Genomic DNA, 22,837 nt, shown 5'->3' on the forward strand with positions numbered 1-22,837 from the left:
GGTGCAGCCCACATCCATATGTAGTGTTGGCTCTGCCGGTTCGGCGGGATTCGGATGCTGCTCGCGCACATCCGCCCCGACCGAGTCACCAGGGAATCCGGTGTGAATCCGGGACTGCCCCGCAACGGTTGTGTCCACCCCGCGTGGACGAGTCCGACCCCTGCCGGCATGTGATCCGTACTTCCGTGCCAAGCCTCGTGGGAGGGCTGCCGTGACTGCTGTCGTCGATGCCGTAGAGACCGTGACCGAGTACCTGGACCGCCGGGACTGGCGGGTGAACGCCAACGCCAACCAGGGCTACTCGCTCGGCGGCCTCATCCTCAACACGGCGGGCAAGATCACCGCGAACTACTGGCTGGAGCAGGTCTACCCGGCGGACGTGGCCCGCGCCCACCGCGAGGGCGACTTCCACATCCACGACCTGGACATGCTCTCCGGCTACTGCGCCGGCTGGTCCCTGCGCACCCTGCTGACCGAGGGCTTCAACGGGGTCCCCGGCCAGATCGACTCCGCTCCGCCCCGGCACCTCTCCTCGGCCGTGGGCCAGATCGTGAACTTCCTGGGCACCCTGCAGAACGAATGGGCGGGCGCCCAGGCCTTCTCCTCCTTCGACACCTACCTCGCCCCCTACGTCCGCCTCGACGCGATGACGTACCCGCAGGTCAGGCAGTGCATCCAGGAGCTGGTCCACAACCTCAACGTGCCCTCGCGCTGGGGCACCCAGACCCCCTTCACCAACCTCACCTTCGACTGGACCTGCCCCGAGGACCTGCGCGAGCAGATCCCGGTCGTGGCGGGCGAGGAAACCGGCTTCACCTACGGCGAGCTCCAGGCCGAGATGGACCTGATCAACCGGGCGTACATCAAGGTGATGACCGAAGGGGACGCCACCGGCCGGGTGTTCACCTTCCCCATCCCGACCTACAACATCACCCGGGACTTCCCCTGGGAGAGCGAGAACGCCGAGCGGCTCTTCGCGATGACGGCCAAGTACGGGCTCCCGTACTTCCAGAACTTCATCAACTCCGAGCTCGAACCGAACATGGTCCGCTCCATGTGTTGCCGCCTCCAGCTCGACCTGAAGGAACTGCTCAAGCGCGGCAACGGCCTCTTCGGAAGCGCCGAGCAGACCGGTTCGCTCGGGGTCGTGACCCTCAACTGCGCCCGGCTCGGGCACACCTGCGCGGGCGACGAAGCGGGGCTGCTGGCCGAGGTGGACCGGCTGTGCGAACTCGCCAGGGACAGCCTCGAACTCAAGCGGACCACCGTCCAGAACCTGATCGACGGCGGCCTCTTCCCCTACACCAAGCGGTACTTGGGCACCCTGCGCAACCACTTCTCCACCATCGGGGTCAACGGGATCAACGAGATGATCCGCAACTTCAGCGCGGACGCCCACGACATCACCACGGACGAGGGCCACGCCCTCGCGGTCCGGCTGCTGGACCGGGTCCGGGCCCGGATGGTCGACTTCCAGGAGAGCACCGGCCACCTCTACAACCTGGAGGCCACCCCCGCCGAGGGCACCACGTACCGGTTCGCGAAGGAGGACCGGGCCCGCTTCCCCGGGATCCTCCAGGCCGGCACCGACGCCAACCCGTACTACACCAACTCCTCCCAGCTGCCCGTCGGATGGACCGACGACCCCTTCGAGGCGCTGGAGCGCCAGGACGAACTCCAGGGCAAGTACACGGGCGGCACCGTCCTGCACCTGTACACCCCGGAGCGGATTCCGACGGCCGAGGCCTGCCGCAAGCTGGTCCGGCGTTCGCTGGAGACCTTCCGGCTCCCGTACCTGACGGTCACCCCGACCTTCTCCATCTGCGCCGACCACGGCTACCTGGCGGGGGAGCAGCCCGAGTGCCCCGGCTGCGGCGCGGTGTGCGAGGTGTGGACCCGGGTCATGGGCTACCACCGCCCGGTGTCCTCCTTCAACATCGGCAAGAAGGGCGAGCACGCCGAACGCGTCCACTTCAAGGCGGCGGTGTGAGCGCCGCCGCGACGGCGGGCCCGGTGGCTTCCGCCGAGGTCGTCCGGATCGGCGGCTGGTCCCGCCTGTCCACCTGCGACTGGCCGGGCCGGCTCGTGACCACCGTCTTCTGCCAGGGCTGCCCCTGGCGCTGCGGCTACTGCCACAACCCCGCCCTGCTGCCCGCCCGCGCCCCGGCCGCCGTCTCCTGGGACGAGGTGCTCGGCCACCTCGCCCGCCGTACGGGGCTCCTCGACGGGATCGTCTTCTCCGGCGGGGAGCCGCTGCTCCAGCGCGGTCTCGCGCAGGCGGTACGGGAGGCACGCGCCCTGGGCCTCCAGGTCGGCCTGCACACCGGCGGAGCCTTCCCCCGGCGCCTCGCCCGGCTGCTGGACGAGGGCCTGCTGGACTGGGTCGGCTTCGACGTCAAGGCCCCGCCCGGCCGCTACGAGCGGGTCACCGGAATCGGCCACGCGGCCGCCTCGGCGGAGCGCAGCCTGCGGCTTCTCCTGGGCTCCGGCGTGCCCCACCAGCTCCGCACCACGGTGGACCCGGCCCACCTGGACCCGCCCGCGATGGCAGACCTGGACGACTGGCTTGCCGCGATGGGCGCGCGGGCCACGCTCCGCCAGGAGATGCGCCCGCCCGGGCGCTGACCGCCCGATCCGCCCGCGCGCCGCCGTGCGCCCTGGCGTCCGCGGACCGGCATGCGTCACGCTGGCGGCGGACGTGTCCGTCAAGACCGGGGGGTCATCGGAGATGGAGAGTCGGGCAAGGCCGTTCACACACGACATGGTCGTGGTCCACCGGATGTTCCGGCGGGAGTTCCACGAGGCGGCGGACCGGGTGCGCAGCGCGCCCGAGGGGGGCCGGGGGCAGGTCAAACGGGTCGCGGAGCGGCTGATGCTGCTGCTGGAGACCCTGCACCACCACCACGCGGGCGAGGACGTACTGCTGTGGCCGAAGCTGACCGAGCGGCTTCCCGGCCAGGGGGACCTGTGGCGCCGGATGGAGGGCCAGCACGAAGGCCTGGCGGAGCGCCTCGCGCTGGCCGCCGCGCTCCTGGACCGGTGGTCGGCCGTGGTGAACGAGCGGGACGGCGGCGAACTGGTCGCCGTGCTCGAAGAGGTGTCGCGGTCGGTCGACGCGCATTTCGACGAGGAGGAGCGCGAGGCGCTGCCGCTGGTCCCCGGGGTGGTCTCGCCCGAGGAATGGGCGATGGTCGGTGAGGCGGCCAGGACGGCGGTGCCCAAGAGCAAGCTGTTCACCGTCCTCGGGATGATCCTCAAGGACGCGGACGCACAGGAGCGGGAGATGATCATCGGCGAGATGCCGCTCCCGCCCCGCCTGATCTGGCGCGCGGTCGGCGAGCGGAACTTCCGCCGGAGGGAGCTGAGGCTCGGCCGGCCTTCCCGGCCACAGCACTAGCGATCCGCCCAAGGGGCGGGGTTACGGGGCGGGCCGCGCCGGGGGATGATCCACTGGAACATCAGCGCCCCACCTCTCACGGAGGTCCACGTGACCGCGCCCCACGCGTCGATACGCCCCGCGGAGTTCGCCGGCGGCCGGGCCCTGTTCGGGCTCGACCCCGCCGTCGCCCACCTCAACCACGGCTCCTTCGGCGCGGTGCCCCACCCCGTGCGGGAGCTCCAGGCCGCCCTGACGGCCGAAGCGCACGCCGACCCCGACGCCTTCTTCATCGGAGCCGCCGACCGCCTCGCCGCCGCCCGCACCCGGATCGCCGCACACCTCGGCGGAGCGGACCCGGACGGGCTCGCCTTCATCTCCAACGCCACCGAAGGCGCCAACCTCGCCCTCGACGCCATCGCGCTCGCCGAAGGCGACGAGATCCTGGTGACCGACCACGGCTACGGCACCGTGGTCGATGCCGCCGCCCGCCGCGCCCCCGTCACCACCGTCACCCTGGACCCGCTCCTCCCCGACGAGGACGCCGTACGGGAAACCGTGCTGGCCGGGCTCACGCCCCGCACCAAGGTGGCCCTGCTCGACCACATCAGCTCGCCCACCGCCCGGGTCATCGCCTCGCCCCGGCTGCTCGCCGACCTCCGGGCCCGGGGCATCACCACCGTCGTGGACGGCGCGCACGCGCCCGGCGCGCTCGCCGACCCGCTCGGCGGCGGCGCCGACTTCTGGTTCGGCAACCTCCACAAGTGGGGCTACGCCCCGTCGGGCACCGCGATCCTCGCCGTCGCCCCCGGCCACCGCGACCGGGTCCGCGCCCTCGTACCGTCCTGGGAGGACCACCACGGCTTCCCGCGCTCGGTCGAGTACCGCGCCACCGTCGACTACACCGGCTGGCTCGCCGCCCCGGAGGGCCTGGACCTCCTGGAACGGCTCGACGCCGCCAAGGTGCGGGCCCACAACAGCGCGCTGGCCGCCCACGGGGCCGCGCTGCTCGCCGCCATCCCCGGACTCACCGCGCTCCCGCACACCGAGGGCCTGCCCATGCGCGCCCTGCGGCTGCCCGCCGGCACGGCCGAGACCCGCGAGGACGCCACCGTCCTGCGCGAGCGGATCGCGGCGGAGGCCGGAATCCGGGTGCTGATCTGGCCGTGGCCGGGCGGCGGCGGCATCCGGGTGTGCGGGCAGGTCTACAACCGGGCCGAGGAGTACGAGCGGCTCGCCGAGGTCCTGCCCGCCTACCTGGGGTAGGGGACCGCTCAGCCGCGCCGGAGCAGGTACGTGTCCATGATCCAGCCCTTGCGGGCACGGGCCTCGGCGCGCAGCTCCTCGATCCGGCCGGCCACCTCCGCCAGCTTCCCCGAGACCAGGATCTCGTCGGGGGTGCCCACGTAGGCGCCCCAGTAGATGTACAGGTCCTGGTCGAGGTGGGCCGTGAAGGCGTGCCGGGCGTCCAGCATCACCACCACGTCGTCCACATCGGCCGGCCAGCCCTCGGCGAGCCGCCGCCCGGTGGTGATCTGGACCGGCCGGCCGACCCGGTTGAGGTTCGTGCGGTGCCGGGCCAGCAGCGAGGAGATGCTGCTGATGCCGGGCACCACCTCGTGCTCGAAGGCGACCCGGCCCTTCTCCAGCACCTCGTCGAGGATCGCGAGGGTGGAGTCGTAGAGCGAGGGATCGCCCCACACCAGGAACGCCCCGGTCTCGCCCTCCGCCAGGTCCTCGGCGATGAACCGCTCGAAGATCTCGGCCCGGGCGCTGCGCCAGCCGTCCACGGTGGGGGTGTAGTCGGCGGGGGTCCGGTCGCGGTCGGGGTCGCGGCCCTCCACCAGCCGGTGGCCTGGGCGGGCGTGCTCGTCGAGCATCGCGCGCCGCAGCCCGGTCAGATCCGCCTTCTCCTCGCCCTTCTCCAGGATGAGGAATGCGTCCGCCGCGCCGATCGCCCTGACCGCCTGGAGGGTCAGGTGGTCCGGGTCGCCCGCGCCTATGCCGATCACTGAGAACTTCTTCACCGGGCTATTCTGCCCGTCATGCGCGTCGCCCTGTTCGTCACCTGCGTCAACGACGCCCTGTACCCGCGCACCGGCATCGCCGTGGTCCGTCTCCTGGAGCGTCTCGGGGTGGGCGTGGACTTCCCGGCGGCGCAGAGCTGCTGCGGGCAGCCGCAGTACAACACCGGCTACCGGCGCGAGGCCGAACCCCTGCTGCGGCGCACCGCCGAGGCCTTCGCGGGGTACCAGTACGTCGTCACCCCGTCGGGCTCCTGCGCCGCCATGATCCGCTCCCACTACCCCCGGATCGGGCGCGCCGCCGAGGTGGAGGGGCGGGGTCCCGGGCTGTCCGAGCTGGCCGAGGACCTGGCGCCCCGGGTGTACGAGCTCACCGAGTTCCTGGTGGACGTCCTCGGGGTGACGGACGTGGGCGCGTACTTCCCGTACCCGGTCACCTACCACCCGTCCTGCCACGGCCTACGGGGCCTCGGGCTGGGGGAGCGGCCCCGGCGGCTGCTGGAGGCGGTGCGCGGGCTCGAACTGCGCGAACTTCCCGGCGCCGAGGAGTGCTGCGGCTTCGGCGGGACCTTCGCCGTCAAGAACCCGGACGTATCGGCCGCCATGGGCACCGACAAGATCGGCAGCGCGGTGGCCACCGGCGCCGACGTGCTGTGCGGGGCCGACAACTCCTGCCTCGCCCACCTGGACGGCATCCTGCGTCGGGCCGGCGCCCCGCTGCGGGCCCTGCACCTCGCCGAGATCCTGGCCGCGACCGAGGAGGACACCCCGCGATGACGCGCACGCACCTTGGCATGCCGGCCTTTCCAGCGGCCCCGCCCTTTCCCGCGGCCCCGCCCTTTCCCGCTTTCGCCGCGGCGGCGCACGAGGCGGTGGGGGACCCGGTCCTGCGCGCCAACCTCCGGCACGCCACCCACACCATCCGCGACAAGCGGGCCCGCGCCGTCGCCGAGCTGGCGGACTGGGACGCGCTGCGCACCGCCGGCAAGGAGATCAAGGACCACACGCTCCGTCACCTCGACCGCTACCTCCTGGAGTTGGAGGCCGCCGTCACCGCCGCGGGCGGCACCGTCCACTGGGCGGTCGACGCGGCGGAGGCCAACCGGATCGTCACGGAACTGGTCCTGGCGACCGGCGAGCGCGAGGTGGTCAAGGTCAAGTCCATGGCCACCCAGGAGATCGGCCTCAACGAGGCCCTTGAGGCGGCCGGGATCGCCGCGTACGAGACCGACCTCGCCGAGCTCATCGTGCAGCTGGGCCACGACCGGCCCTCCCACATCCTGGTCCCGGCCATCCACCGCAACCGGGCCGAGATCCGCGACATCTTCACCTCGGAGATGGGCAGTTGGGGACGGCCCGCGCCGGACGGCCTGGGCGACGACCCGCGCGAGCTCGCCGAAGCGGCTCGCCTCCACCTGCGCGAGAAGTTCCTGCGCGCCAAAGTCGCCGTCTCCGGCGCCAACTTCATGGTCGCCGAGACCGGCACCATGGTCGTCCTGGAGTCCGAGGGCAACGGCCGGATGTGCCTGACCCTGCCCGAGACCCTGATCTCGGTGGTCGGCATCGAGAAGGTCGTCCCTTCCTTCCGGGACCTCGAAGTCTTCCTCCAGACGCTGCCGCGGTCGTCGACTTCGGAGCGGATGAACCCGTACACGACCATGTGGACCGGCACCGAGGAAGGCGACGGACCCGCCGCCTTCCACCTCGTCCTCCTCGACAACGGCCGCACCGACACCCTCGCCGACGAGGTGGGCCGCCAGGCCCTGCGCTGCATCCGCTGCTCCGCCTGCCTCAACGTCTGCCCGGTCTACGAGCGCGCCGGCGGCCACGCCTACGGCTCCGTCTACCCCGGCCCCATCGGCGCCATCCTCAGCCCCCAACTCCGCGGCACCGGAAGCGAGATCGACGCCTCCCTGCCCTACGCCTCCACCCTGTGCGGGGCCTGCTACGAGGTCTGCCCGGTCGCCATCGACATTCCCGAGGTGCTCGTCCACCTCCGCGAACGCGTGGCCCAGGGCGGCCCGGTGACCCGCGAGGGCGTCCGCGTACGCATCCGTCCGGCCCACGGCCACGCCGCCGAACGGGCCGCCATGCGCGCCGCCCGGCTGCTGCTGGACCGGCCGGGCGCGCTGCGCGCGGGGGAGCGGCTGCTGAGCCGGGCCCGGCGGCTGCGCCCGCGCCGGCTCCCGGGGCCCGGCCGTGCCTGGACCGACAGCCGGGAGCTTCCGGAGCTCCCGGCGCAGCCGTTCCGCGACTGGTGGGCGGCCCGGGAACAGGCCCGGGAGCATTCCGGGGAGCGGGAACAGGAGCAGGGACGGGAACAGGGAGGACGATCGTGAGCAGCAAGGACCGGATCCTGGCCCGCATCCGCCGGGCCGTGCCCGAGCCCGCCCCAGGGTCGGCCCCGGAGCCGGAGATTCCCCGGGACTACCTCCGGGTCCACGGGACGCGCACCCCGGCCGAAACCGTGGACCTGCTCGCCGCGAACCTGACCGAGTACCGGGCGAAGGTGCACCGGGTCGACGAGGACGGCCTCGCGATGCTCCTGATGCGGCTGCTGGCCGAGCGGGGAGCGCGTACCGTGCTCGTCCCGCCACAGCTGCCCCCGTACTGGCTCTCGGCGGCGGACCCGACCCGGATCCACGACCGGGCCGCGTCCACCGCACGCGAACTGGAGGGCGTGGACAGCGTGGTGACCGGCTGCGCCCTGGCCATCGCCGAGACCGGCACGATCGTCCTCGACGGCGGCCCCGACCAGGGACGGCGCCGGATCACGCTGATCCCCGACCACCACATCTGCGTGGTCAGGGTCCCCGGCCAGGTGGTGGACTCGGTCCCGCAGGCGCTGCCCCGACTCGACCCGACCCGACCGCTGACCTGGATCTCCGGCCCCTCGGCCACCAGCGACATCGAACTGGACCGGGTGGAAGGAGTGCACGGCCCCCGCACCCTGGAGGTCGTCCTCCTCGGCGCACAATAGGCGTCATGTCCGCACACATCGCCCTCACGGCTCTCGTGGTCCACGACTACGACGAGGCCATCGACTTCTACACCCGCGCCCTCGGCTTCGAGCTGGCCGAGGACACCGCCCGGCCGGACGGCTCGCGATGGGTCGTGGTCCGCCCGCCGGGGGCCAAGGAGTCCGCCCTCCTGCTGGCCCGCGCCAAGGACGACGCCCAGCGCTCCCGGGTCGGCGACCAGACGGGCGGCCGCGTCGGCTTCTTCCTCTACACCGACGACTTCGCCGCCGACCACGCCCGCATGACGGCCGAAGGCGTCCGCTTCCTGGAAGAGCCGCGCCACGAGCCGTACGGCTCCGTCGTGGTCTTCCAGGACCTCTACGGCAACCGCTGGGACCTCCTCCAGCCGGCGTAGCCGAAGGCCGGACGCCGGGGCCCCTTCCTCAGACGGGGTCCCCGCGACCGGCGAGCCGGGGCGCCTCGGCCGCCGCGTCGACGGCCGCACCCGCCTCCACCCGCCGCGCCAGCGCCCGGGCCCACTGCACGAGCCCGACCAGGTCCGTCCCGTAGGGCGACCGCGTCCCGGCAGCCCCGTCCGTCCCGCCCCCTCCGGCCGTCCCGCCCCCTCCGGCCAGGACCTCCGCTCCGCGCCGCAGCAGCCGCGCCCCGCCCACCGCGTTCCCCCGCGCCGAGTGCGTCAGCCCCACCGCCAGCTGCGCGAGCCCCCGCCACAGCCACGCCTCGGCCCCGGGCCCCGACTTCCAGGCGTCCTCGAAGACCTCGTGCGCGTGGAAGGGCATTCCGGAGTCCAGCAGCCGCTGCGCCTCCGCGAGGGTCTCGCCGGGCGTCCGGACCACCCCCTCGGGCTGCCGCTCCACTCCTTGGGCCCCGTAGGGCAGCGGACGTCCCAGCCCGTCCCTGGGCCGCGCACTGCGCGCCCGCCCCTCACCGTCCCGATCCCGTGCGTTCACCCCCTCATCCTCCCCCCACCGATTACCGGTGCATGCACACCCCTCGTCGTGGGGTAATGTTCTGCATGTGCCGCCGGGACGGGGAGAGCCCAAAAGGGAAGCCCAGTCGCAAGCACATCGGGACGTGGCGCAGCTTGGTAGCGCACTTGACTGGGGGTCAAGGGGTCGCAGGTTCAAATCCTGTCGTCCCGACTTTGCTTCATGCAGGTCGGAGGCCGTTCTCTCGCAGATGAGAGGACGGCCTTTTCCATGCCCGGAGTCCTGGTGGTCGCAGTGTGGTCGCACGCCCGCTTAGGGGCTGGTTCGCCTTGGTGCTGAACGCGGGCGGGTGGGGGAGCGGAGCCGGTTGAGGGCTTCGCGGAGGCGTTGGATGTGGTCGCGCGGTGGTCGCAGCCGTTCCAGCCAGGCTCGTCGGTCGTGTTGCTTCTGGGCCCGGGTGAGGGTGTGGTCGATGGTGTCGACGGCTTGGCGGGCGGCTTGCTGGGTGAGGTGGCTGTAGATGTTGGCGGTGGTCGACAGGGTGGAGTGCCGCAGGGTCTTGGAGACGACGGTGAGCGGACGCGGGTCTGTAGAGTTTTCGGCTCTGTCTCACATTCGGTGGTAACGCTGGGTGGTGGAGGTCGTTGCTGTCGGTGTGATGGATGTCAACGAGCTTGTGCAGATGGTGTTTTCGGGTATATCTCCGCTGGTCATTGAGGACGTGGCCGATGAGGGCGGGCGGGTCGTGGTGAGGGCGCGAACTCCGAAGTGGCCCGCGCCCTGCGCGGCGTGCGGGGCGGTGTCGGGACGGGTGCATGGTTTTCACTGGCGGACGCTGGCCGACGTACCGGTCGACGGCCGGCGGGTGGTGCTCCGCGTTCGAGTGCGCCGGCTGCTGTGTCCCACATACGGCTGCCGCCACACCTTCCGCGAGCAAGTGCCAGGAGTGCTGGAGCGATACCAGCGACGCACAACCCGTCTCACCAGGCAGGTTAAGGCGGTGGTCAAGGAGTTAGCGGGCCGGGCTGGGGCTCGTCTGCTGGCGATACTCGCGATGAGGCTGTCGCGCCACACAGCCTTACGCGTCCTGTTGGGCATCCCCCTGCCGACCGGGCGGGTGCCCCGAGTCATCGGGGTGGACGACTTCGCTCTGCGCCGACGGCACCGCTATGCCACCGTGGTGATCGATGCGGAGACACACGAACGGATCGACGTGCTGCCCGACCGCACGGCCGGCACGCTGGAAGCGTGGCTGCATGCCCATCCGGGGGTCGAGGTCGTCTGCCGTGACGGATCGACGACTTACGCGGAAGCCATCCGCCGGGCCCTGCCGGACGCCGTGCAGGTCAGTGACCGCTGGCATGTCTGGCACAACCTGTGCGAAGCCGCTCTGGACGAGGTGAAGGCGCACAGCACCTGCTGGGCCTCGGTGCTCGACGCACCCTTGTATGACGGGCCTCGCGCGCAGACCACACTGGAACGCTGGCAGCAGGTCCACGACCTGCTCGACCAGGGCGTGGGCCTCCTCGATGCGGCCGCCGCCTGCAACTGGCCCTGAACACCGTCAAACGCTATGCCCGAGCCGACCGACCCGAGCGGATGCTCCGGGTCCCAAAGTACCGGTCCAGCCTCGTCGATCCCTATCGCGAGCACCTGCGCGGACGCCGGGCCGAGGACTCCGCTGTCCCCGTCCAGCATCTCTTCGAGGAGATCAAGGCACTCGGGTTCACCAGTTGCCTCAACCTCCTGCACAAGTACATCAACCAAGGCAGGGCGGACACCGGCCGCAGCCACATCTCCCCGCGCAGGCTGGCCCGAATGCTCCTGACCAGGCCCGAGAACCTCAAGACCGGACACCGTGACCTCCTGGACCGGCTGAATGCTGCCTGCCCCGAGATGACACACCTGGCCACCGCCGTCCGGACCTTCGCCCCGCTTCTGAAGCCTCGGCCCGAGAACGAGGACGCCCTCGAACTCTGGATCGCCCAGGTCCGTACTGCCGACCTGCCTCACCTACATGCCTTCACCCGAGGCCTCGAGCGCGACCGCGACGCTGTCATCGCCGCGGTCACACTTCCGTACAGCAACGGCCCGACCGAGGGGATCAACACCAAGAGCAAGCGGATGGCCCGCCAGATGCACGGACGAGCAGCCTTCACGCTGCTCCGCCACCGCATCCTCATCGGATAACACCACCCTCCGTCACCACCGAATGTGAGACAGAGCCGTTCCTTTTACAGGCCCGACTGGGACTGGGAGCGACGCTGGTAGGCGGGGGTCGGCTGCGGCCTCAGGTGTGGAGACGACTGTTCGGGCCCTCCCGGTCGCCTGCGCTCTCGTCGTTGAACCAGTAGTCGCCGGCTGCAAGGTAGCGGAAGGAGTGCGTTGTCTTGGCCGGCAGGGTCACGGTGACCGCCCTCTTGCCGTCCTTGCGCGGCATGAGGGTGTGAGCGCCAGGCTGCCACTCGTTGAAGTCCCCGACCACGCTGACCGGCCCTGGTGGGGTATCGGCGGGAAGGATGAAGGTGACCTCGGTGGTTTCCTTGCGAAGCGTGCGCTCGAGCATGACAGGGCTCCTGTCGGTCGGTGTGAAGGGGCTGTGCGGCCTCATCCTCACGCCGGAGAGGAGTACGCGCCTGCCGACACGACGGGCTGGGGCCGCGACCCACTCATCACGTACGGCGACTCAAATGGTGCGGTTGGTGACGTTTCGTGCCAGCGTGGTCGTGGGAATCCCCCGATCGACCTTCAAGGGAGTCACCGTCATGGGCGGTATGCAGGACAAGCACCAGCAGCCGGGCAAGGGCCGCGAGGAGCAGGAACGCGAGCGCAGCGGTCAGGATCCGCAGCATCGACAGCCTGGCAAGCCCGCGCCGGAACGTAAGGGCAAGGAGTCCGAGCGCAAGGGCAAGGAGTCCGAGTCCAAGGGTCAGAAGTCCTCTGGCCGGCCTGCTGACGACATCGTGCCGGACCGGGACCGAATGCCCGACGAGATCTGACACCATTCCCCACGCAGCAGGGCCCGGCCGGTCCACAGTCACCCCGGCCGGGCCCTGCCATGTCCGGTGACGATCACGGCGCAAGCGCCTTCCGCAGTGAGGCGCGGGAACAAGGACCAACCACGGCCTGTCACTCAGGACCGCCGCCTTCGCGGCACCGCGGGTGGTTCGTGGACTACATGTGGGGTTGGCCGTAGTAGCGGGCGAACTGTTCCAGGTAGCTGGGCTCGCCCGAGCGTTTCGCCTCGTCGAACTCGGGCGCGTCCTTGATCTGCTCTTTGGTCCGGTCGACGTACACCTTCTCTTCGACGGTGTCGATCCGGCGGATGGTGCCCGCGGGAAGCAGTACGTGCTTGCCGAAGATCCAGGCCCCGGTGTCCACGACAAGGTAGGAAGCTGCCACGTCCTCGGAATGCTTGTCGATCTTTCCGATCTGGACGTCCGTCGCCTCGACCTTGTACCCGATCAGGTCGATCCCCGGCTGGTGTCCGACGTCCTCTCCGTAGCCCCAGATCCCTGCCTCACTCATCGCTCTCGCCCCGCTTCTCCTCGCCCTCGCGACTCTTCGGGCCCACCCAGCGCCGATGTCCCGTCACGGGGTTCGGTACGGGTTCGGGCCGGTCGAGGCGGCTTGCCTCGTCCGTGTCGGCCGCAGCCGTACGCTCGTCGCCGCTGCGCTCGGTGGGCGGAGTGATCCTTCGTGAGCCGTGCCCGTCGTGCGGAGGTACGCCTCCGGCGCCGCCTTGCTCGTCCATGACGGCCTCCTCGATTTCATCGGAGTCTCTTTGCGGCGGCTGCCCGTCCTCGGTTGGTCAGGTACTGAGCAGGCGGTCGAAGAAGGACCTGTACTGGCGCAGGGCCAGGCGCAGGTCTTCGGTGGCGACCTCCTCGCCTCGGTGCCATTGGCCTTCGAGTCCCTGCTTGTGGTCGGCGAATGTGGTGGCGAGCAGTTGCATCACCTCGGCAACGAGCCCGTCTGCGGCAAGCACCGACTGCTTCGGGTCATCGACGAACCCCTGTTGGATCTCCTGCCACCGGGTACGCAGGCCCGCTGCCTCCTTCGCCCCGAGGAGCGGCGCAGAATCGGGCTCCTGGGTCGACTCGTCCCGTTCGCCGGGCACGGCGTCCGGCTCGTCTCCGGCCTCGTCCGTGATTCTGGTCCTGGGTTCTGCCCCCTCGGTGTCGGGGACTGCCTGCACTTCATCGTCGGCAGGCTGTCGCGATGCTTCTGTCTGGGGCCGGGCGATGTCCTCGGTGGACAGGGTCTCTCCGGCGGGCTCGGCGTACTCGTCGCTCCCGTATGGTCCTTCTCTCTGCATGTCCTTCGCCTCCAGGGTGGTGAACAGCCGCGCTCGGATGCTCGGCACTCAGCGGGTTCCCTCACCCGGTGAAGCGGTGTCGTCGTGCAGCAGTTCCTCGAACAGCGCGCGATAATGGACCATCGCGCTCCGCAGTTCTTCCGTCGTGGTGTCCCTGCTACCGGCGCGCCCGTTGATCTCATGGGCGATGCGGTAGTGGTCCAATGTCCGGGAGTGTTCGACCGAGAGGTCCCGCTTCTGCTGCTCGTAGCTCTCGGTCGGGTAGCCGCGCTCGCTCATGAGCGTGGTCACGAGCCGGTCCGCCTGGCCTACGGCCTGGTCGGGACTGTCGACGAAGTGCTCCTGCACGCTGGCCCAGTCGCGGGCGTACCGGTCGCGGACCGTGGAGGGAAGAGGCCTGATCTCCAGCGCCTCATGCCGCTCCTCCCTCTCCTTAAGGTCGCGCTCGGCCGCTCCACGGCTCTGCCCCGCCTCGACCGTGCGCTCGTATTCGGGCCCGAACTGCTCCCGCAGGTGCCGGCGCCGGGCCATGGTCCGCACGGTCAGCGCGACGACGGCCAGGACGACCACGGCGGCCACGATGATGACGATGGTCCACATCGCATCCTCCACTCTCTGACCGCTCACACAGTCAGCCGGAACTGGGGCGTACGAGCGTCACCGGCGCGGGTGCCGTCCCTGGGTGTGCCACATTCCAGAATTTCACGTATCACCCAAAAAATACTGTCGAGTAAGCGGTGGCCAGTCCGTCTCTCCGGGGACCGGTCGGGTGCCGGCGGGCGGGTCAGTGGGCTGGACGCCGGCGGTGGACTACCGATCTCACTGCGAGGTAGAGCACGTCGGCGATGAGGAGCAGTACGCCGGCGGAGACCAGGTACAGCATCCCTTCGGTGGTCGCGCCGATGATGACCAGCACGATCGCGGCGGTCAGCAGGAGGTAGAAGAGGGTCATGGCGTGAACGCCTCGGTTCGCAGGTTCGCGGGTTCGCGTGCCCGAGGCTCGGTACGGACGTGACGGCCGTCGTGTACGCGTCCTCGGCGCCGGTCGTGCGGGACGGGCTGTTCCCGTGCGGGGTCAGGGGCGGCTACCAGTAATGCCGTCGTCCGCCGACCTTGTGTCCGACGGATCCCAGGATCCACAGGATGATGCCGACGACGACCAGGATGATCCCGATGGTCGACAGGATGGCGAAGCCGACCAGGTAGCCGATGACCAGCAGGATGATGCCAAGGACGATCATGATGTCCGCCGATCTCACGGGGCGATGCAAGCCCCCTGCTTCCAGGGTAGATCCGCCCTCTGGCTGTGGCTTCCCGGGCAGGACAGTCCTACCGTGGAGAGACAGCGGGCAGACCTCTGGAGCGCGCCATGCTCGTCATCCTCGGACTCGTCCTCCTTATCGCCGCGCTGGTCGTCGGTGTGGCCGGCGTCGTTGGCAACGACGGCGGCGCCCACGAGCTGACCAGCGGATTCTCCGTGTTCGGCTACGAGATCACCGGCTCCACCGGCACGCTGTTCTTCTACGGAATCGTCGTCGGAGCCGTGGCCCTGCTCGGGCTGAGCCTTCTCCTGGGCGGTGCCCGCCGCACCTCTCGCCGCGGCCACGACGCACGCCCCGGATCCACGGCGCGCCGCGAGACAGCCGCTGCCGGCCAGGGGCGCGAGGACGTCGTCGACCAGCGCGGCATCGCCCGCCCGCGGACGACAGGGGCGCGCGGGCCCAACCCGGATGGCGAGCGCCGGAGGGGGCTGAACCCGTTCAAGCACCGATCGGAACCCCGGTAGCCCGCCACATACGGCGCACGACTTACGAAGGGCGGCGAGCCATGAGCATCGGCAAGAAGATCGCGCACAAGGCGGAGGCGGTCAAGGGCGGGGCCAAGAAGACCGTCGGCCGCATCACCGGCAACTGGCACCTGCAAGCCGAAGGTCGCGGCGACCAGGTAAAGGGCAACACCAAGCAGGCCGGGGCGAAGATCAAGGACGCCTTCAAGCACTGACCACTGCGCCCGCCCTGTCGACCTCACCGCAGGGCACACGGAGGTGCCAGGTATGGCCATCAAGAAGGGTGCCGCCCAGGCCAAGGCCCAAGGGCGGCGCGTGGCCGACAGTCGCGCGATGGAGGCCATGTCCAGGGTCGGGCTCTCCGCCCGGGGCGTGATCTACGTGCTGGTCGGGCTCCTGGCCGTGCAGATGGGTTTCGGCGGCGACAGCGGTGGCAAGGAGGCCGACCGGTCGGGTGCGGTGAGGACCATCGGCGAGCAGCCGTTCGGCCGGGTGCTGCTGTGGGCGCTGGTGGTGGGGCTGGCGGCTATGGCGCTGTGGCGGCTGTCCGAAGCCGCCTTCGGACCGGCAGGGGCAGGCGGCGATCAGTGGACCCGCCGCCTGGGTTCGCTGGGGCTGGCGGTCTTCTACACCGTGATCAGTATCGGCGTGGTCCAGACCGCGCTGGTCGGCGGGTCCTCCGGAAGCCGTGGTGGGAACGAAACGTCGAAGGAATACACCGCGCGGGTGCTGAACTGGCCCCTCGGGCGGGTGCTCGTCGGCGTGTTCGGAGCAGTCCTGGTCATCGTGGGCGTGGTGATCGTGGTGCGCAGCGTGATGCGGAAGTTCGAGGAGAATCTCCGGACGGGTGAGATGAGTCCGCCGACGCGGCGGGTTGTCGCAGGGCTGGGCATTGTCGGCGGTGTGGCGTGCGGTGTGCTCGCGGCGGTGGCCGGACTGTTCATCCTGCTGGCCGCAGTGCAGTTCGACGCCGGCCGGGCCAAGGGCTTGGACGAGACGCTGCGTTCGTTCGCCGCCACACCTGCCGGGCCGGTGCTGCTGATCGCCGCCGCGGTGGGCCTCGTAGTGTTCGGCCTCTACTCGTTCTGCGAAGCCCGCTGGCGCAAAGCTCCCGAGCACGGCATTCCAGCCGAGCAGCCGAGGGCGGCCGGGGATCCTGGATCGGGGACCCGTAAAAGTGTGCCCTGACAACGGGATCTCCTCCGACGCCCCACGCCGCCCGTCCCCGTTGGGGCGCTTGCGCAGCATGGTCCGCCGCACCCGGGCCGGGCGCCGGTGGGGGCGCATCAGTGAAATCGACCTGTGGCAGCTTTCGTTGGGATTCGCGGCGCTCGGGTTCCTGACACTGGTGCCGCTGCTGATCGTGGTCTCCGCGGCGGATACGGCGGGCGGACGGGGATTCGCGCAGTGGCTCGGGGACGGGCTTGGCGTATCGGCCGCCGCCAGGACGGAGATCGAGCACCTGTTCGCCCTGCCGGGTGAGGCCTGGCGGACCACGACGGCGTTCGGTCTCGCCGTGCTCGCCGTGTTCGGTCTGTCCTTCGGCGCGGTGGTGCAGAGCGGCTACGAGAAGATCTGGGATCTGCCCCCGGCCCGCTGGTGGGCCCGGTGGCGCCACGTCCTGTGGCTCACCGTCCTCATCGGAATCCTCTTCCTGTCGGCGATCACACCGCTGTGGCGCGAGTCACCGGCCCGCGGTGTCATCACGGTACTCAGCGGCACCCTGTTCTTCTGGTGGTCCCAGCGACTACTGCTCGGCGGCCGCGTCGCCTGGACGGCCCTGCTGCCCGGGGCGGTGGCCACCATGCTCGGGCTCCTCGGACTCAGGATCTTCTCCCGGCTCGTGTTCTCACCACTGATCGCATCCAGCGCCGTCACCTACGGCCCCTTCGGAACCGTCCTCGTCATCCAGACCTGGCTCGTCGGTGTAGGCGTCGTCGTCTTCGGCGGCGCGCTCGCCGGCCGACTGCTTCACGAAGAGCTCCCCCAAATGGCGCGCGCGCTGAAACGGCGAGACTGAGGCCAGGGGCTCCCCCGACCTCGCTCCGATTGCGCCTCTTCCGGGATCCACAGGCGTAGCCTCGGATAGGGGCAAATTGCCTTATTGCGGATGATCGCCCCGATATCCTAGGCAACGCTGTCAGACACGCCTCATTCCATCTGATCCTCCGAAGATCGGCGGCATGGGGAGTGGGGGGCCCGGAACGGGGCAGCCGCCCTGAGTCGCGCAACTGTCGCGATCGCGATCCGCGCCTGCGGACCGCATTGGATCCGGAGGTATGCGGGTGCCGAGTACGGCTCTGACCTTGGAAACACTTCCCGAGCGGCTGATCGCGCTACCTGGTGTCTACCGTCCGCAGGCCGATACCCGTCTTCTCGCCGAGGCGCTCTCGCACGAGCAGCTGGGGCCGGGTACCGAGGTGATGGAGATCGGGACGGGTACGGGCGCGCTGGCACTTCACGCAGCGGGCAGGGGAGCCCGTGTCACGGCTGTGGACGTCTCCTGGCCCGCGGTGGCCGCAGCCCGCCTCAACGCCCTCCGGCAGCGGCTGCCGCTGCGGGTTCTGCACGGGGACTTCGCCGTAAGGACGGCAGGGCGCCGCTTCGACGTCGTCCTGAGCAACCCCCCGTACGTGCCCTCCCCGCGCGCCCGGCTGCCGTCGCACGGGGCGAGGCGGGCCTGGGACGCCGGACCCGGGGGACGCGACATCATCGACCGGATCTGTGCGAGTGCCCCGGCCTTGCTGCGCCCCGGCGGCGTCCTGCTGATGGTGCAGTCGCAGATGTGCGGGGCCGACGCCACGGTGGACCACCTGGAACGCGCCGGGCTGTCCGCGCAGGTGACGGCGCGGGCCTCCGTACCGTGGGGGCCGGTCCTGCGCTCCAGGCGGGCCTGGCTGGAGGACCAAGGACTGGCTGACGGCGGCGAGGAATGGGAAGAGCTGGTGATCATCCGTGCCCAGAACCTCTGAAAGCGCCGCCCGCGCTCGCTGCGGCCCGGCACGCCGCGTAGCCCTGGATCCCCACGGCCCCGTCCTGGTCGAAGGCCCCGTGGAGATCGTCCTCGACGACGGGACAGTCGCCCGGTCCGACCGGTTCATGGTCGCGCTGTGCACCTGCCTGCGCAGCCGCACGTATCCCTGGTGCGACACCAGCCACCGCCCCCGCGAGCGAACCGACGCACCCCCCGAGGACGGGAACTCCCCATGACCCCTGCCGGCAGCAGCACAGCCACCGCCGGCCCCGCCCTCGTCCAGGGGAGGGGCGAACTGTCGGACGCCGTCAGGGAGGCCCTGCGCACCGGCCTGCCACCGGAGTACGCGACCGGGTCGGTCCTGAAGGCCGATCCCTGGGGCGAAGACCTCCAGCTCGCCCTCTACTTCCTCTACGAGCTGCACTACCGCGGCTTCGAAGGCGTCAAAGACGAACGTGAATGGGACCCGGACCTCCTGCGCCTGCGTCAAGCCCTGGAGACCCGGTTCCTCCACGCACTGCGCACCGAGCTCCGCGACGCGCCCCGCTCCGTCGAGGAGGCCTTCGCCCCGCTCCTCGTCGAACCCGTGGACCTGACCGAAAGCGTCAGCCATCACCTCGAAACCGAAGGCGAACTGTGGCAGTTGCGCGAGTACGCGGCGCTGCGCTCCCTCTATCACCTCAAGGAGGCCGACCCGCACGTCTGGGTCATCCCGCGGCTGACCGGACGGGCCAAGGCCGCGATGGTGGCCATCGAGTACGACGAGTTCGGCGCGGGCCACCCCGACCGCATCCACGCCCGGCTCTTCGCCGACCTCATGACCGACCTCGGCCTGGACCCCACGTACGGCCGCTACCTGGACCAGGCCCCCGCGCCACTTCTCGCGACTGTCAACCTGATGTCCCTCTTCGGCTTGCACCGGGCCCTGCGCGGCGCCCTCGTTGGGCACTTCGCCTGCGTGGAGGTCACTTCCTCACCCGGCTCCCGCCGCCTCGCCAAAGCGATGCGACGCTGCGACGCGGGACCGGCCGCCGAACACTTCTACACCGAACACGTCGAAGCCGACGCCGTCCACGAACAGGTCGTACGCCACGAGGTCATCGGCGGGCTCCTCGCCGACGAGCCCGCCCTGGAACCCGACATCGCCTTCGGCTGCGCGGCGACCGTCCTGCTGGAAGACCGCCTGGCCGCCCACATCCGCGACGCCTGGGATCAGGGGCGCACCACACTGCGCACCCCCTTGCCGCTGCGGTGACGTGCCCGGCCCGCTACGGCCCCGCAGAACTCGGGACATGCCTAGTGCAGGATGCTCACCGCGCGGGCGATGACCAGGAGAGAGGTCATCAGGGCGGCGACGCTCTGCACGCTCATCAGGAGCTTGGCGCGGGTGGACAGGGGCATGGTGTCGGTCGGGCTGAAGGCGGTTGAGTTGGTGACGGAGACGTACAGGTAGTCCATCAAGGTGGGGACCCAGTCGGACTTGACGCTGGAGCCGTCCGCGACCTCCTGGACGGCGTCGTCGTTCTCGTCCTGGGAGAAGCGGAAGTCCGCCAACGGCAAGTCGGCGCGCGGAGCTTGGGTTCGGCTGACGGGGCCGCCCCGGTCCAGTTCCCAGTAGGCCAGGCCGAAGACGATGATGTTGGTCAGCCATACCTGGAACGCGGCCGTCAGCAAGGAACCCCCTTCCTTCACCCCGGTCGAGACCAGAGCGTGGATCAGGATGCCCAAGGAGACCAGATTGCTTGCCGCGATGACCAGGACGAGTGTGAGGGACAGGGCACGGGAGAGCTTGGTCTGGCGCGTGAGCCGGCGGGGATTGATCGCGATCAACGGCACAAGGAGCAGCAGTTCCAGGGCGAGCAGCACATAGCGGGGTCCGAGCAGAAGCTGCTGCGGCAGGATCTGGTAGAGCCCGATCGCCACGACGGTCGCGATCACGGCAGGCAGCCGGGCCTCCCCACGCCTCTCGTGCCGGGGATGTCTGATCCGGGCATCGGTGCGACTGCGCGTCATTGTGTCCGTCCTCTTCGTAGGGTCAGGTTTCCTGCCGTGTGACCCCCTCGGGCCGTCGTTCCCGCGGACTCGCGCTGCGTGTTGCGCGCCCGGGCGTCAAGCCGGATGCCCGGGCTCCAGGTCCCGGACATCGCTGTAGCGGAGCAGTGCGGGCGGGGTGCCCCGGGTGGGCTTGCACTGGCCGGCGGGGGCCAGCAGGAAGCCCACGTGGTCGCCACCCTCGATCCGCCCCTCGACGCGGCCCGTGAACCAGGTGCGGACCTCCGTCAGGACTGGGCTTCCGGCCTCTCCCTGTCGCCAGGCGGCCCGCGCGAACTTGTCCACCCGGTCGCCCGTCTCGCCGCCGAAGAGCTCCGCGAGCGCCCGCTGCTCACGGAGCAGTGCGTGCACGGTGAGGTACGAGGCCTCGCAGGCGACCCGGTAGGTGTGGTTGGCGGTGGACAGCCAGACGACGAACCGCGGCGGGTGGATCGAGCACTGCGAGGCGAACCCCACCAGGCAGCCCGCCCGCACGCCCCCGGCCGCGGCCGTGACCACGTACATGGGGCCGTCGAGGACATCGGTGAAGGGGTCCATCCTCGTCACGGCGGCTCCTCGTGATCCGTTCGGTCCAGCGGACGACTACCCCGCACATCGGCGTCGGCCCGGCAGTTCTTGAGCGGCCACGGCGGGGTGTGGCCCGATTGGAGCGCAAGGGCTCTGGCGACAAGGGCATGCACGACCTCGGCCCGCGAGGCCGCTCACAACGCCCCAGCGGAACCAAGGACGCCTCTGCCTCCACCGGTGTGGACCCCCAGGACCCGCCCGGTACACGCAGCGCCGGATAGCGCGCCCACAGGCATCGGTCGTTTCTCGACGGCGGCCCGGACATACACAGGTGGCCGCGGCGCTCGATGAGCCCGGCGGTGTTGTCCATGCGGCCGATCGGAAAGGCGGACGCCGCCTGGTGACTGGGCGGGATGTCCCGGGGCAGGAGCGGGGGCTATGCTGCGATGGACGTCCCGGTCCCTGACGTGGATAGCGCGCTTGTCGTGCAGGTGCCTGCGGGGTACAGAGGGTCCCCCGGTCCACCTCAGGCGCTGTCCTTTTGAGGCGAAACATGTCGATTTGGCGGTCCTCGAGTCCAGGGTCGCCAGGCCGATCGCTCGCCTGACCTGTCCGGGTATCCGACCACAGGAGATACGCGTAAGACGGGGCCGAGAAGACCGGCCCGCCCGGCGCCGCACCATGTGGTCCCAAGAACCGAGGCGCTATGCCTGTTCTGCAGAGATTGAACCTCCACCGGTACGACCGAGGCGATGAAACGACGATCACCCTTGCGGGTGAGCTTGATCTGGATACCGCAGCTCCGCTGCGGGCGATGGTCGATGACTGCCTGCGCGAGGGAGTGCGGACCATCGACATCGACCTGAGCGCGCTTGCCTTCTGCGATGTCAGCGGCCTCAACGCCTTCCTGACCGTCGCCGCGCGCACCGCTACGGCCACAGGGTCGCTGTGCCTGCATCACCCGCGCCCGATGCTGATCCGGCTCCTGGCACTGACCGGCACCGGTTTCCTCCTCCACCGGCTACCCCGCGCGCCCGAAGTCGGCACCTGGGTCCCGGCTGTGGTGTACCCCAGGCTGTTGGCCTCATGACCAGGACCGGCCACAGCGGGCCCGCCCGGCTCTGTCGCAGGGCGAGCGGTGATGACGGATGATCAGTGACCGCATGGCCTCGGTCCTGCGCACGCTGCAACTCGACGACCGGTCACAGGGGGTCGACGACGCCTCCCTGGCCGGAGCCCAGGCCTTGGGCGTGGACGGTCTCGCGGTCTCCCTGGTCACCGCAGCCGGCCTGACCGAGCTCATGTGGTGCTCGGACCTCACCACGCGCCGCTTCGAGGACCTGCAACTGACCCTCGGCGAGGGGCCGGGACCAGAGGCGGTCCGTACCGGCGCGATGGTGTGGGTACCAGACCTGGCCCGGGTCCGACACGCCCGCTGGCCGGCACTGTCCATGGAGGCCCCCGACCTGGACGCCCGGGCGGTGTTCTGCTTCCCGATGGGCATCGGCGCGATCCGCGTCGGCGTCCTGACAGCGGTTCGCCGAACGCCGGGTCCGCTGACCGGCCAGCAGACCGACGATGCGCTGACGCTGGCCGCCGCGCTGACTGCCCGCTGCCTGGGCAGCGGCGAACCACCTCTGAGCACCCACGCGCCGGTGGACTCTCCGCACGCCTTGCAGCACGCGGTGGTCCACCAGGCCACCGGCATGCTCAGCGTCCAACTCGCCATGTCCCTGCCTCAAGCTCTCCTACGACTGCGTGCGCACGCTTACAGCAGCGGACGTTCCATCACCGACATCTCCAAGGACGTGGTGGATCGGCGGCTTCGCCTGGACCACAACGGCACTGGCAACGGCATGCCCCCGACCGCCGTAGACAAGGACTGATCAC

The 22,837-nt window shown here is 70.4% G+C and carries 29 protein-coding genes, 1 tRNA gene, 1 pseudogene and 1 riboswitch; of the genes and pseudogenes, 20 read left to right on the plus strand and 11 right to left on the minus strand.

Annotated features, from left to right (window positions below; genetic code table 11):
• Positions 1-19: 19 nt before the first annotated feature.
• Positions 20-182: riboswitch (cobalamin riboswitch) on the plus strand.
• The 4 genes from AC3IYJ_RS33815 (at position 161) to AC3IYJ_RS33830 (ending at position 4,642) form a co-directional block, all read left to right on the plus strand.
• Positions 161-1,990: a ribonucleoside triphosphate reductase gene (locus tag AC3IYJ_RS33815; RefSeq protein WP_489403018.1), complete on the plus strand. Its 1,830-nt coding sequence runs from the start codon at positions 161-163 to the stop codon at positions 1,988-1,990. It overlaps the preceding riboswitch by 22 nt.
• Complete coding sequence (locus AC3IYJ_RS33820) at positions 1,987-2,625, plus strand: anaerobic ribonucleoside-triphosphate reductase activating protein (RefSeq protein ID WP_489398306.1); 639 nt, start codon at positions 1,987-1,989, stop codon at positions 2,623-2,625. The genes AC3IYJ_RS33815 and AC3IYJ_RS33820 overlap by 4 nt, the downstream gene beginning before the upstream one ends.
• A gap of 136 nt (positions 2,626-2,761) precedes the next feature.
• Complete coding sequence (locus AC3IYJ_RS33825; RefSeq protein WP_489398307.1) at positions 2,762-3,397, plus strand: hemerythrin domain-containing protein; 636 nt, start codon at positions 2,762-2,764, stop codon at positions 3,395-3,397.
• Between the two features lie 90 nt (positions 3,398-3,487).
• Entirely contained in the window at positions 3,488-4,642 is a 1,155-nt protein-coding gene (locus AC3IYJ_RS33830; protein ID WP_489398308.1) for an aminotransferase class V-fold PLP-dependent enzyme, read from the plus strand.
• Positions 4,643-4,650: 8 nt separating this feature from the next.
• Here the strand turns inward: AC3IYJ_RS33830 and cobF are convergent, their stop codons facing one another.
• Positions 4,651-5,403, minus strand: a complete 753-nt coding sequence (gene cobF, locus AC3IYJ_RS33835; RefSeq protein ID WP_489398309.1) for a precorrin-6A synthase (deacetylating) — start codon at positions 5,401-5,403, stop codon at positions 4,651-4,653.
• An 18-nt stretch (positions 5,404-5,421) separates the two neighbouring features.
• Here cobF and AC3IYJ_RS33840 point away from each other — a divergent pair, with 18 nt between their 5' ends.
• Genes AC3IYJ_RS33840 through AC3IYJ_RS33855 form a run of 4 tightly spaced genes read left to right on the plus strand, consistent with a single transcriptional unit; the run spans position 5,422 to position 8,775 of the window.
• Positions 5,422-6,177, plus strand: a complete 756-nt coding sequence (locus AC3IYJ_RS33840) for a (Fe-S)-binding protein (protein WP_489398310.1) — start codon at positions 5,422-5,424, stop codon at positions 6,175-6,177.
• The gene (locus AC3IYJ_RS33845; protein WP_489398311.1) at positions 6,174-7,739 is read left to right on the plus strand and encodes a lactate utilization protein B; all 1,566 of its coding nucleotides are present in this window, start codon (positions 6,174-6,176) and stop codon (positions 7,737-7,739) included. The genes AC3IYJ_RS33840 and AC3IYJ_RS33845 overlap by 4 nt, the downstream gene beginning before the upstream one ends.
• Positions 7,736-8,380 (plus strand): LutC/YkgG family protein, encoded by a 645-nt coding sequence (locus AC3IYJ_RS33850; RefSeq protein WP_489398312.1) that lies wholly within the window; start codon positions 7,736-7,738, stop codon positions 8,378-8,380. The genes AC3IYJ_RS33845 and AC3IYJ_RS33850 overlap by 4 nt, the downstream gene beginning before the upstream one ends.
• A 5-nt stretch (positions 8,381-8,385) precedes the next feature.
• Positions 8,386-8,775: a VOC family protein gene (locus AC3IYJ_RS33855; RefSeq protein WP_489398313.1), complete on the plus strand. Its 390-nt coding sequence runs from the start codon at positions 8,386-8,388 to the stop codon at positions 8,773-8,775.
• A 28-nt stretch (positions 8,776-8,803) separates the two neighbouring features.
• On the opposite strand, the gene AC3IYJ_RS33860 is transcribed toward AC3IYJ_RS33855, so the two are convergent.
• A complete protein-coding gene (locus tag AC3IYJ_RS33860; protein ID WP_489398314.1) occupies positions 8,804-9,331 on the minus strand; it encodes a DUF309 domain-containing protein in 528 nt (175 codons plus the stop codon).
• A 118-nt stretch (positions 9,332-9,449) separates the two neighbouring features.
• Between AC3IYJ_RS33860 and AC3IYJ_RS33865 the strand changes: the two genes are divergently transcribed.
• Both AC3IYJ_RS33865 and AC3IYJ_RS33870 read left to right on the plus strand, forming a co-directional pair.
• Positions 9,450-9,523: transfer RNA gene (locus AC3IYJ_RS33865), tRNA-Pro, on the plus strand.
• A gap of 445 nt (positions 9,524-9,968) precedes the next feature.
• Positions 9,969-11,500, plus strand: a pseudogene (locus AC3IYJ_RS33870) (ISL3 family transposase).
• A gap of 100 nt (positions 11,501-11,600) precedes the next feature.
• On the opposite strand, the gene AC3IYJ_RS33875 reads toward AC3IYJ_RS33870, so the two are convergent.
• On the minus strand, positions 11,601-11,876 hold the full coding sequence (locus AC3IYJ_RS33875) for an isoamylase early set domain-containing protein (RefSeq protein WP_489398315.1): 276 nt from the start codon (positions 11,874-11,876) through the stop codon (positions 11,601-11,603).
• A 199-nt stretch (positions 11,877-12,075) separates the two neighbouring features.
• Here AC3IYJ_RS33875 and AC3IYJ_RS33880 point away from each other — a divergent pair, with 199 nt between their 5' ends.
• Entirely contained in the window at positions 12,076-12,309 is a 234-nt protein-coding gene (locus AC3IYJ_RS33880; RefSeq protein ID WP_489398316.1) for a hypothetical protein, read from the plus strand.
• Positions 12,310-12,484: 175 nt separating this feature from the next.
• On the opposite strand, the gene AC3IYJ_RS33885 is transcribed toward AC3IYJ_RS33880, so the two are convergent.
• The 6 genes from AC3IYJ_RS33885 to AC3IYJ_RS33910 all read right to left on the minus strand — a co-directional run bounded on the left by AC3IYJ_RS33885 (position 12,485) and on the right by AC3IYJ_RS33910 (position 14,869).
• Positions 12,485-12,838, minus strand: a complete 354-nt coding sequence (locus AC3IYJ_RS33885) for a PRC-barrel domain-containing protein (RefSeq protein WP_489398317.1) — start codon at positions 12,836-12,838, stop codon at positions 12,485-12,487.
• Entirely contained in the window at positions 12,831-13,064 is a 234-nt protein-coding gene (locus AC3IYJ_RS33890; protein WP_489398318.1) for a hypothetical protein, read from the minus strand. The genes AC3IYJ_RS33885 and AC3IYJ_RS33890 overlap by 8 nt, the downstream gene beginning before the upstream one ends.
• Before the next feature lie 57 nt (positions 13,065-13,121).
• A complete protein-coding gene (locus AC3IYJ_RS33895; protein WP_489398319.1) occupies positions 13,122-13,676 on the minus strand; it encodes a hypothetical protein in 555 nt (184 codons plus the stop codon).
• Complete coding sequence (locus AC3IYJ_RS33900) at positions 13,677-14,228, minus strand: hypothetical protein (RefSeq protein WP_489398320.1); 552 nt, start codon at positions 14,226-14,228, stop codon at positions 13,677-13,679.
• Positions 14,229-14,412: 184 nt separating this feature from the next.
• Positions 14,413-14,580, minus strand: coding sequence for a hypothetical protein (locus AC3IYJ_RS33905; protein WP_489398321.1), 168 nt, complete (start codon positions 14,578-14,580; stop codon positions 14,413-14,415).
• Between the two features lie 133 nt (positions 14,581-14,713).
• Positions 14,714-14,869, minus strand: a complete 156-nt coding sequence (locus AC3IYJ_RS33910) for a DUF6131 family protein (protein ID WP_489403019.1) — start codon at positions 14,867-14,869, stop codon at positions 14,714-14,716.
• Positions 14,870-14,997: 128 nt separating this feature from the next.
• Here AC3IYJ_RS33910 and AC3IYJ_RS33915 point away from each other — a divergent pair, with 128 nt between their 5' ends.
• The 7 genes from AC3IYJ_RS33915 (at position 14,998) to AC3IYJ_RS33945 (ending at position 19,643) form a co-directional block, all read left to right on the plus strand.
• Entirely contained in the window at positions 14,998-15,414 is a 417-nt protein-coding gene (locus AC3IYJ_RS33915; protein ID WP_489398322.1) for a hypothetical protein, read from the plus strand.
• 41 nt (positions 15,415-15,455) lie between these two features.
• Positions 15,456-15,629: a CsbD family protein gene (locus tag AC3IYJ_RS33920; RefSeq protein WP_489398323.1), complete on the plus strand. Its 174-nt coding sequence runs from the start codon at positions 15,456-15,458 to the stop codon at positions 15,627-15,629.
• A gap of 52 nt (positions 15,630-15,681) precedes the next feature.
• Complete coding sequence (locus tag AC3IYJ_RS33925; protein WP_489398324.1) at positions 15,682-16,602, plus strand: DUF1206 domain-containing protein; 921 nt, start codon at positions 15,682-15,684, stop codon at positions 16,600-16,602.
• Positions 16,603-16,660: 58 nt separating this feature from the next.
• Positions 16,661-17,434 carry a YhjD/YihY/BrkB family envelope integrity protein gene (locus AC3IYJ_RS33930; RefSeq protein WP_489398325.1) on the plus strand — a complete coding sequence of 258 codons (774 nt, stop codon included), beginning with the start codon at positions 16,661-16,663 and terminating at the stop codon, positions 17,432-17,434.
• A gap of 259 nt (positions 17,435-17,693) precedes the next feature.
• Positions 17,694-18,386: a HemK2/MTQ2 family protein methyltransferase gene (locus tag AC3IYJ_RS33935; RefSeq protein ID WP_489398326.1), complete on the plus strand. Its 693-nt coding sequence runs from the start codon at positions 17,694-17,696 to the stop codon at positions 18,384-18,386.
• On the plus strand, positions 18,370-18,624 hold the full coding sequence (locus AC3IYJ_RS33940; RefSeq protein ID WP_489398327.1) for a CDGSH iron-sulfur domain-containing protein: 255 nt from the start codon (positions 18,370-18,372) through the stop codon (positions 18,622-18,624). Before AC3IYJ_RS33935 ends, AC3IYJ_RS33940 begins: the two co-directional genes overlap by 17 nt.
• Positions 18,621-19,643, plus strand: a complete 1,023-nt coding sequence (locus AC3IYJ_RS33945) for an iron-containing redox enzyme family protein (RefSeq protein ID WP_489398328.1) — start codon at positions 18,621-18,623, stop codon at positions 19,641-19,643. The genes AC3IYJ_RS33940 and AC3IYJ_RS33945 overlap by 4 nt, the downstream gene beginning before the upstream one ends.
• A 41-nt stretch (positions 19,644-19,684) precedes the next feature.
• On the opposite strand, the gene AC3IYJ_RS33950 is transcribed toward AC3IYJ_RS33945, so the two are convergent.
• Positions 19,685-20,401, minus strand: coding sequence for a hypothetical protein (locus tag AC3IYJ_RS33950; protein WP_489398329.1), 717 nt, complete (start codon positions 20,399-20,401; stop codon positions 19,685-19,687).
• Between the two features lie 96 nt (positions 20,402-20,497).
• Entirely contained in the window at positions 20,498-20,986 is a 489-nt protein-coding gene (locus AC3IYJ_RS33955) for a flavin reductase family protein (protein WP_489398330.1), read from the minus strand.
• A 667-nt stretch (positions 20,987-21,653) separates the two neighbouring features.
• On the opposite strand from AC3IYJ_RS33955, the gene AC3IYJ_RS33960 reads away from it, so the two are divergent.
• Positions 21,654-22,037: an STAS domain-containing protein gene (locus AC3IYJ_RS33960; RefSeq protein WP_489398331.1), complete on the plus strand. Its 384-nt coding sequence runs from the start codon at positions 21,654-21,656 to the stop codon at positions 22,035-22,037.
• A 58-nt stretch (positions 22,038-22,095) separates the two neighbouring features.
• Positions 22,096-22,833: an ANTAR domain-containing protein gene (locus tag AC3IYJ_RS33965; protein ID WP_489398332.1), complete on the plus strand. Its 738-nt coding sequence runs from the start codon at positions 22,096-22,098 to the stop codon at positions 22,831-22,833.
• The last annotated feature ends 4 nt before the right edge of the window (positions 22,834-22,837 follow it).

The organism is Streptomyces sp. GL_140, from assembly GCF_057834465.1.

Coding starts and splice junctions, on each gene's coding strand:
- AC3IYJ_RS33825 (WP_489398307.1), top strand. CDS start 2,762: ATGGTCGTGGTCCACCGGATGTTCCGGCGGGAGTTCCACGAGGCGGCG.
- AC3IYJ_RS33840 (WP_489398310.1), top strand. CDS start 5,422: ATGCGCGTCGCCCTGTTCGTCACCTGCGTCAACGACGCCCTGTACCCG.
- AC3IYJ_RS33845 (WP_489398311.1), top strand. CDS start 6,174: ATGACGCGCACGCACCTTGGCATGCCGGCCTTTCCAGCGGCCCCGCCC.
- AC3IYJ_RS33855 (WP_489398313.1), top strand. CDS start 8,386: ATGTCCGCACACATCGCCCTCACGGCTCTCGTGGTCCACGACTACGAC.
- AC3IYJ_RS33875 (WP_489398315.1), bottom strand. CDS start 11,876: ATGCTCGAGCGCACGCTTCGCAAGGAAACCACCGAGGTCACCTTCATC.
- AC3IYJ_RS33880 (WP_489398316.1), top strand. CDS start 12,076: ATGGGCGGTATGCAGGACAAGCACCAGCAGCCGGGCAAGGGCCGCGAG.
- AC3IYJ_RS33885 (WP_489398317.1), bottom strand. CDS start 12,838: ATGAGTGAGGCAGGGATCTGGGGCTACGGAGAGGACGTCGGACACCAG.
- AC3IYJ_RS33890 (WP_489398318.1), bottom strand. CDS start 13,064: ATGGACGAGCAAGGCGGCGCCGGAGGCGTACCTCCGCACGACGGGCAC.
- AC3IYJ_RS33900 (WP_489398320.1), bottom strand. CDS start 14,228: ATGTGGACCATCGTCATCATCGTGGCCGCCGTGGTCGTCCTGGCCGTC.
- AC3IYJ_RS33905 (WP_489398321.1), bottom strand. CDS start 14,580: ATGACCCTCTTCTACCTCCTGCTGACCGCCGCGATCGTGCTGGTCATC.
- AC3IYJ_RS33910 (WP_489403019.1), bottom strand. CDS start 14,869: ATGATCGTCCTTGGCATCATCCTGCTGGTCATCGGCTACCTGGTCGGC.
- AC3IYJ_RS33915 (WP_489398322.1), top strand. CDS start 14,998: ATGCTCGTCATCCTCGGACTCGTCCTCCTTATCGCCGCGCTGGTCGTC.
- AC3IYJ_RS33920 (WP_489398323.1), top strand. CDS start 15,456: ATGAGCATCGGCAAGAAGATCGCGCACAAGGCGGAGGCGGTCAAGGGC.
- AC3IYJ_RS33925 (WP_489398324.1), top strand. CDS start 15,682: ATGGCCATCAAGAAGGGTGCCGCCCAGGCCAAGGCCCAAGGGCGGCGC.
- AC3IYJ_RS33930 (WP_489398325.1), top strand. CDS start 16,661: ATGGTCCGCCGCACCCGGGCCGGGCGCCGGTGGGGGCGCATCAGTGAA.
- AC3IYJ_RS33935 (WP_489398326.1), top strand. CDS start 17,694: ATGCGGGTGCCGAGTACGGCTCTGACCTTGGAAACACTTCCCGAGCGG.
- AC3IYJ_RS33945 (WP_489398328.1), top strand. CDS start 18,621: ATGACCCCTGCCGGCAGCAGCACAGCCACCGCCGGCCCCGCCCTCGTC.
- AC3IYJ_RS33950 (WP_489398329.1), bottom strand. CDS start 20,401: ATGACGCGCAGTCGCACCGATGCCCGGATCAGACATCCCCGGCACGAG.
- AC3IYJ_RS33960 (WP_489398331.1), top strand. CDS start 21,654: ATGCCTGTTCTGCAGAGATTGAACCTCCACCGGTACGACCGAGGCGAT.
- AC3IYJ_RS33965 (WP_489398332.1), top strand. CDS start 22,096: ATGATCAGTGACCGCATGGCCTCGGTCCTGCGCACGCTGCAACTCGAC.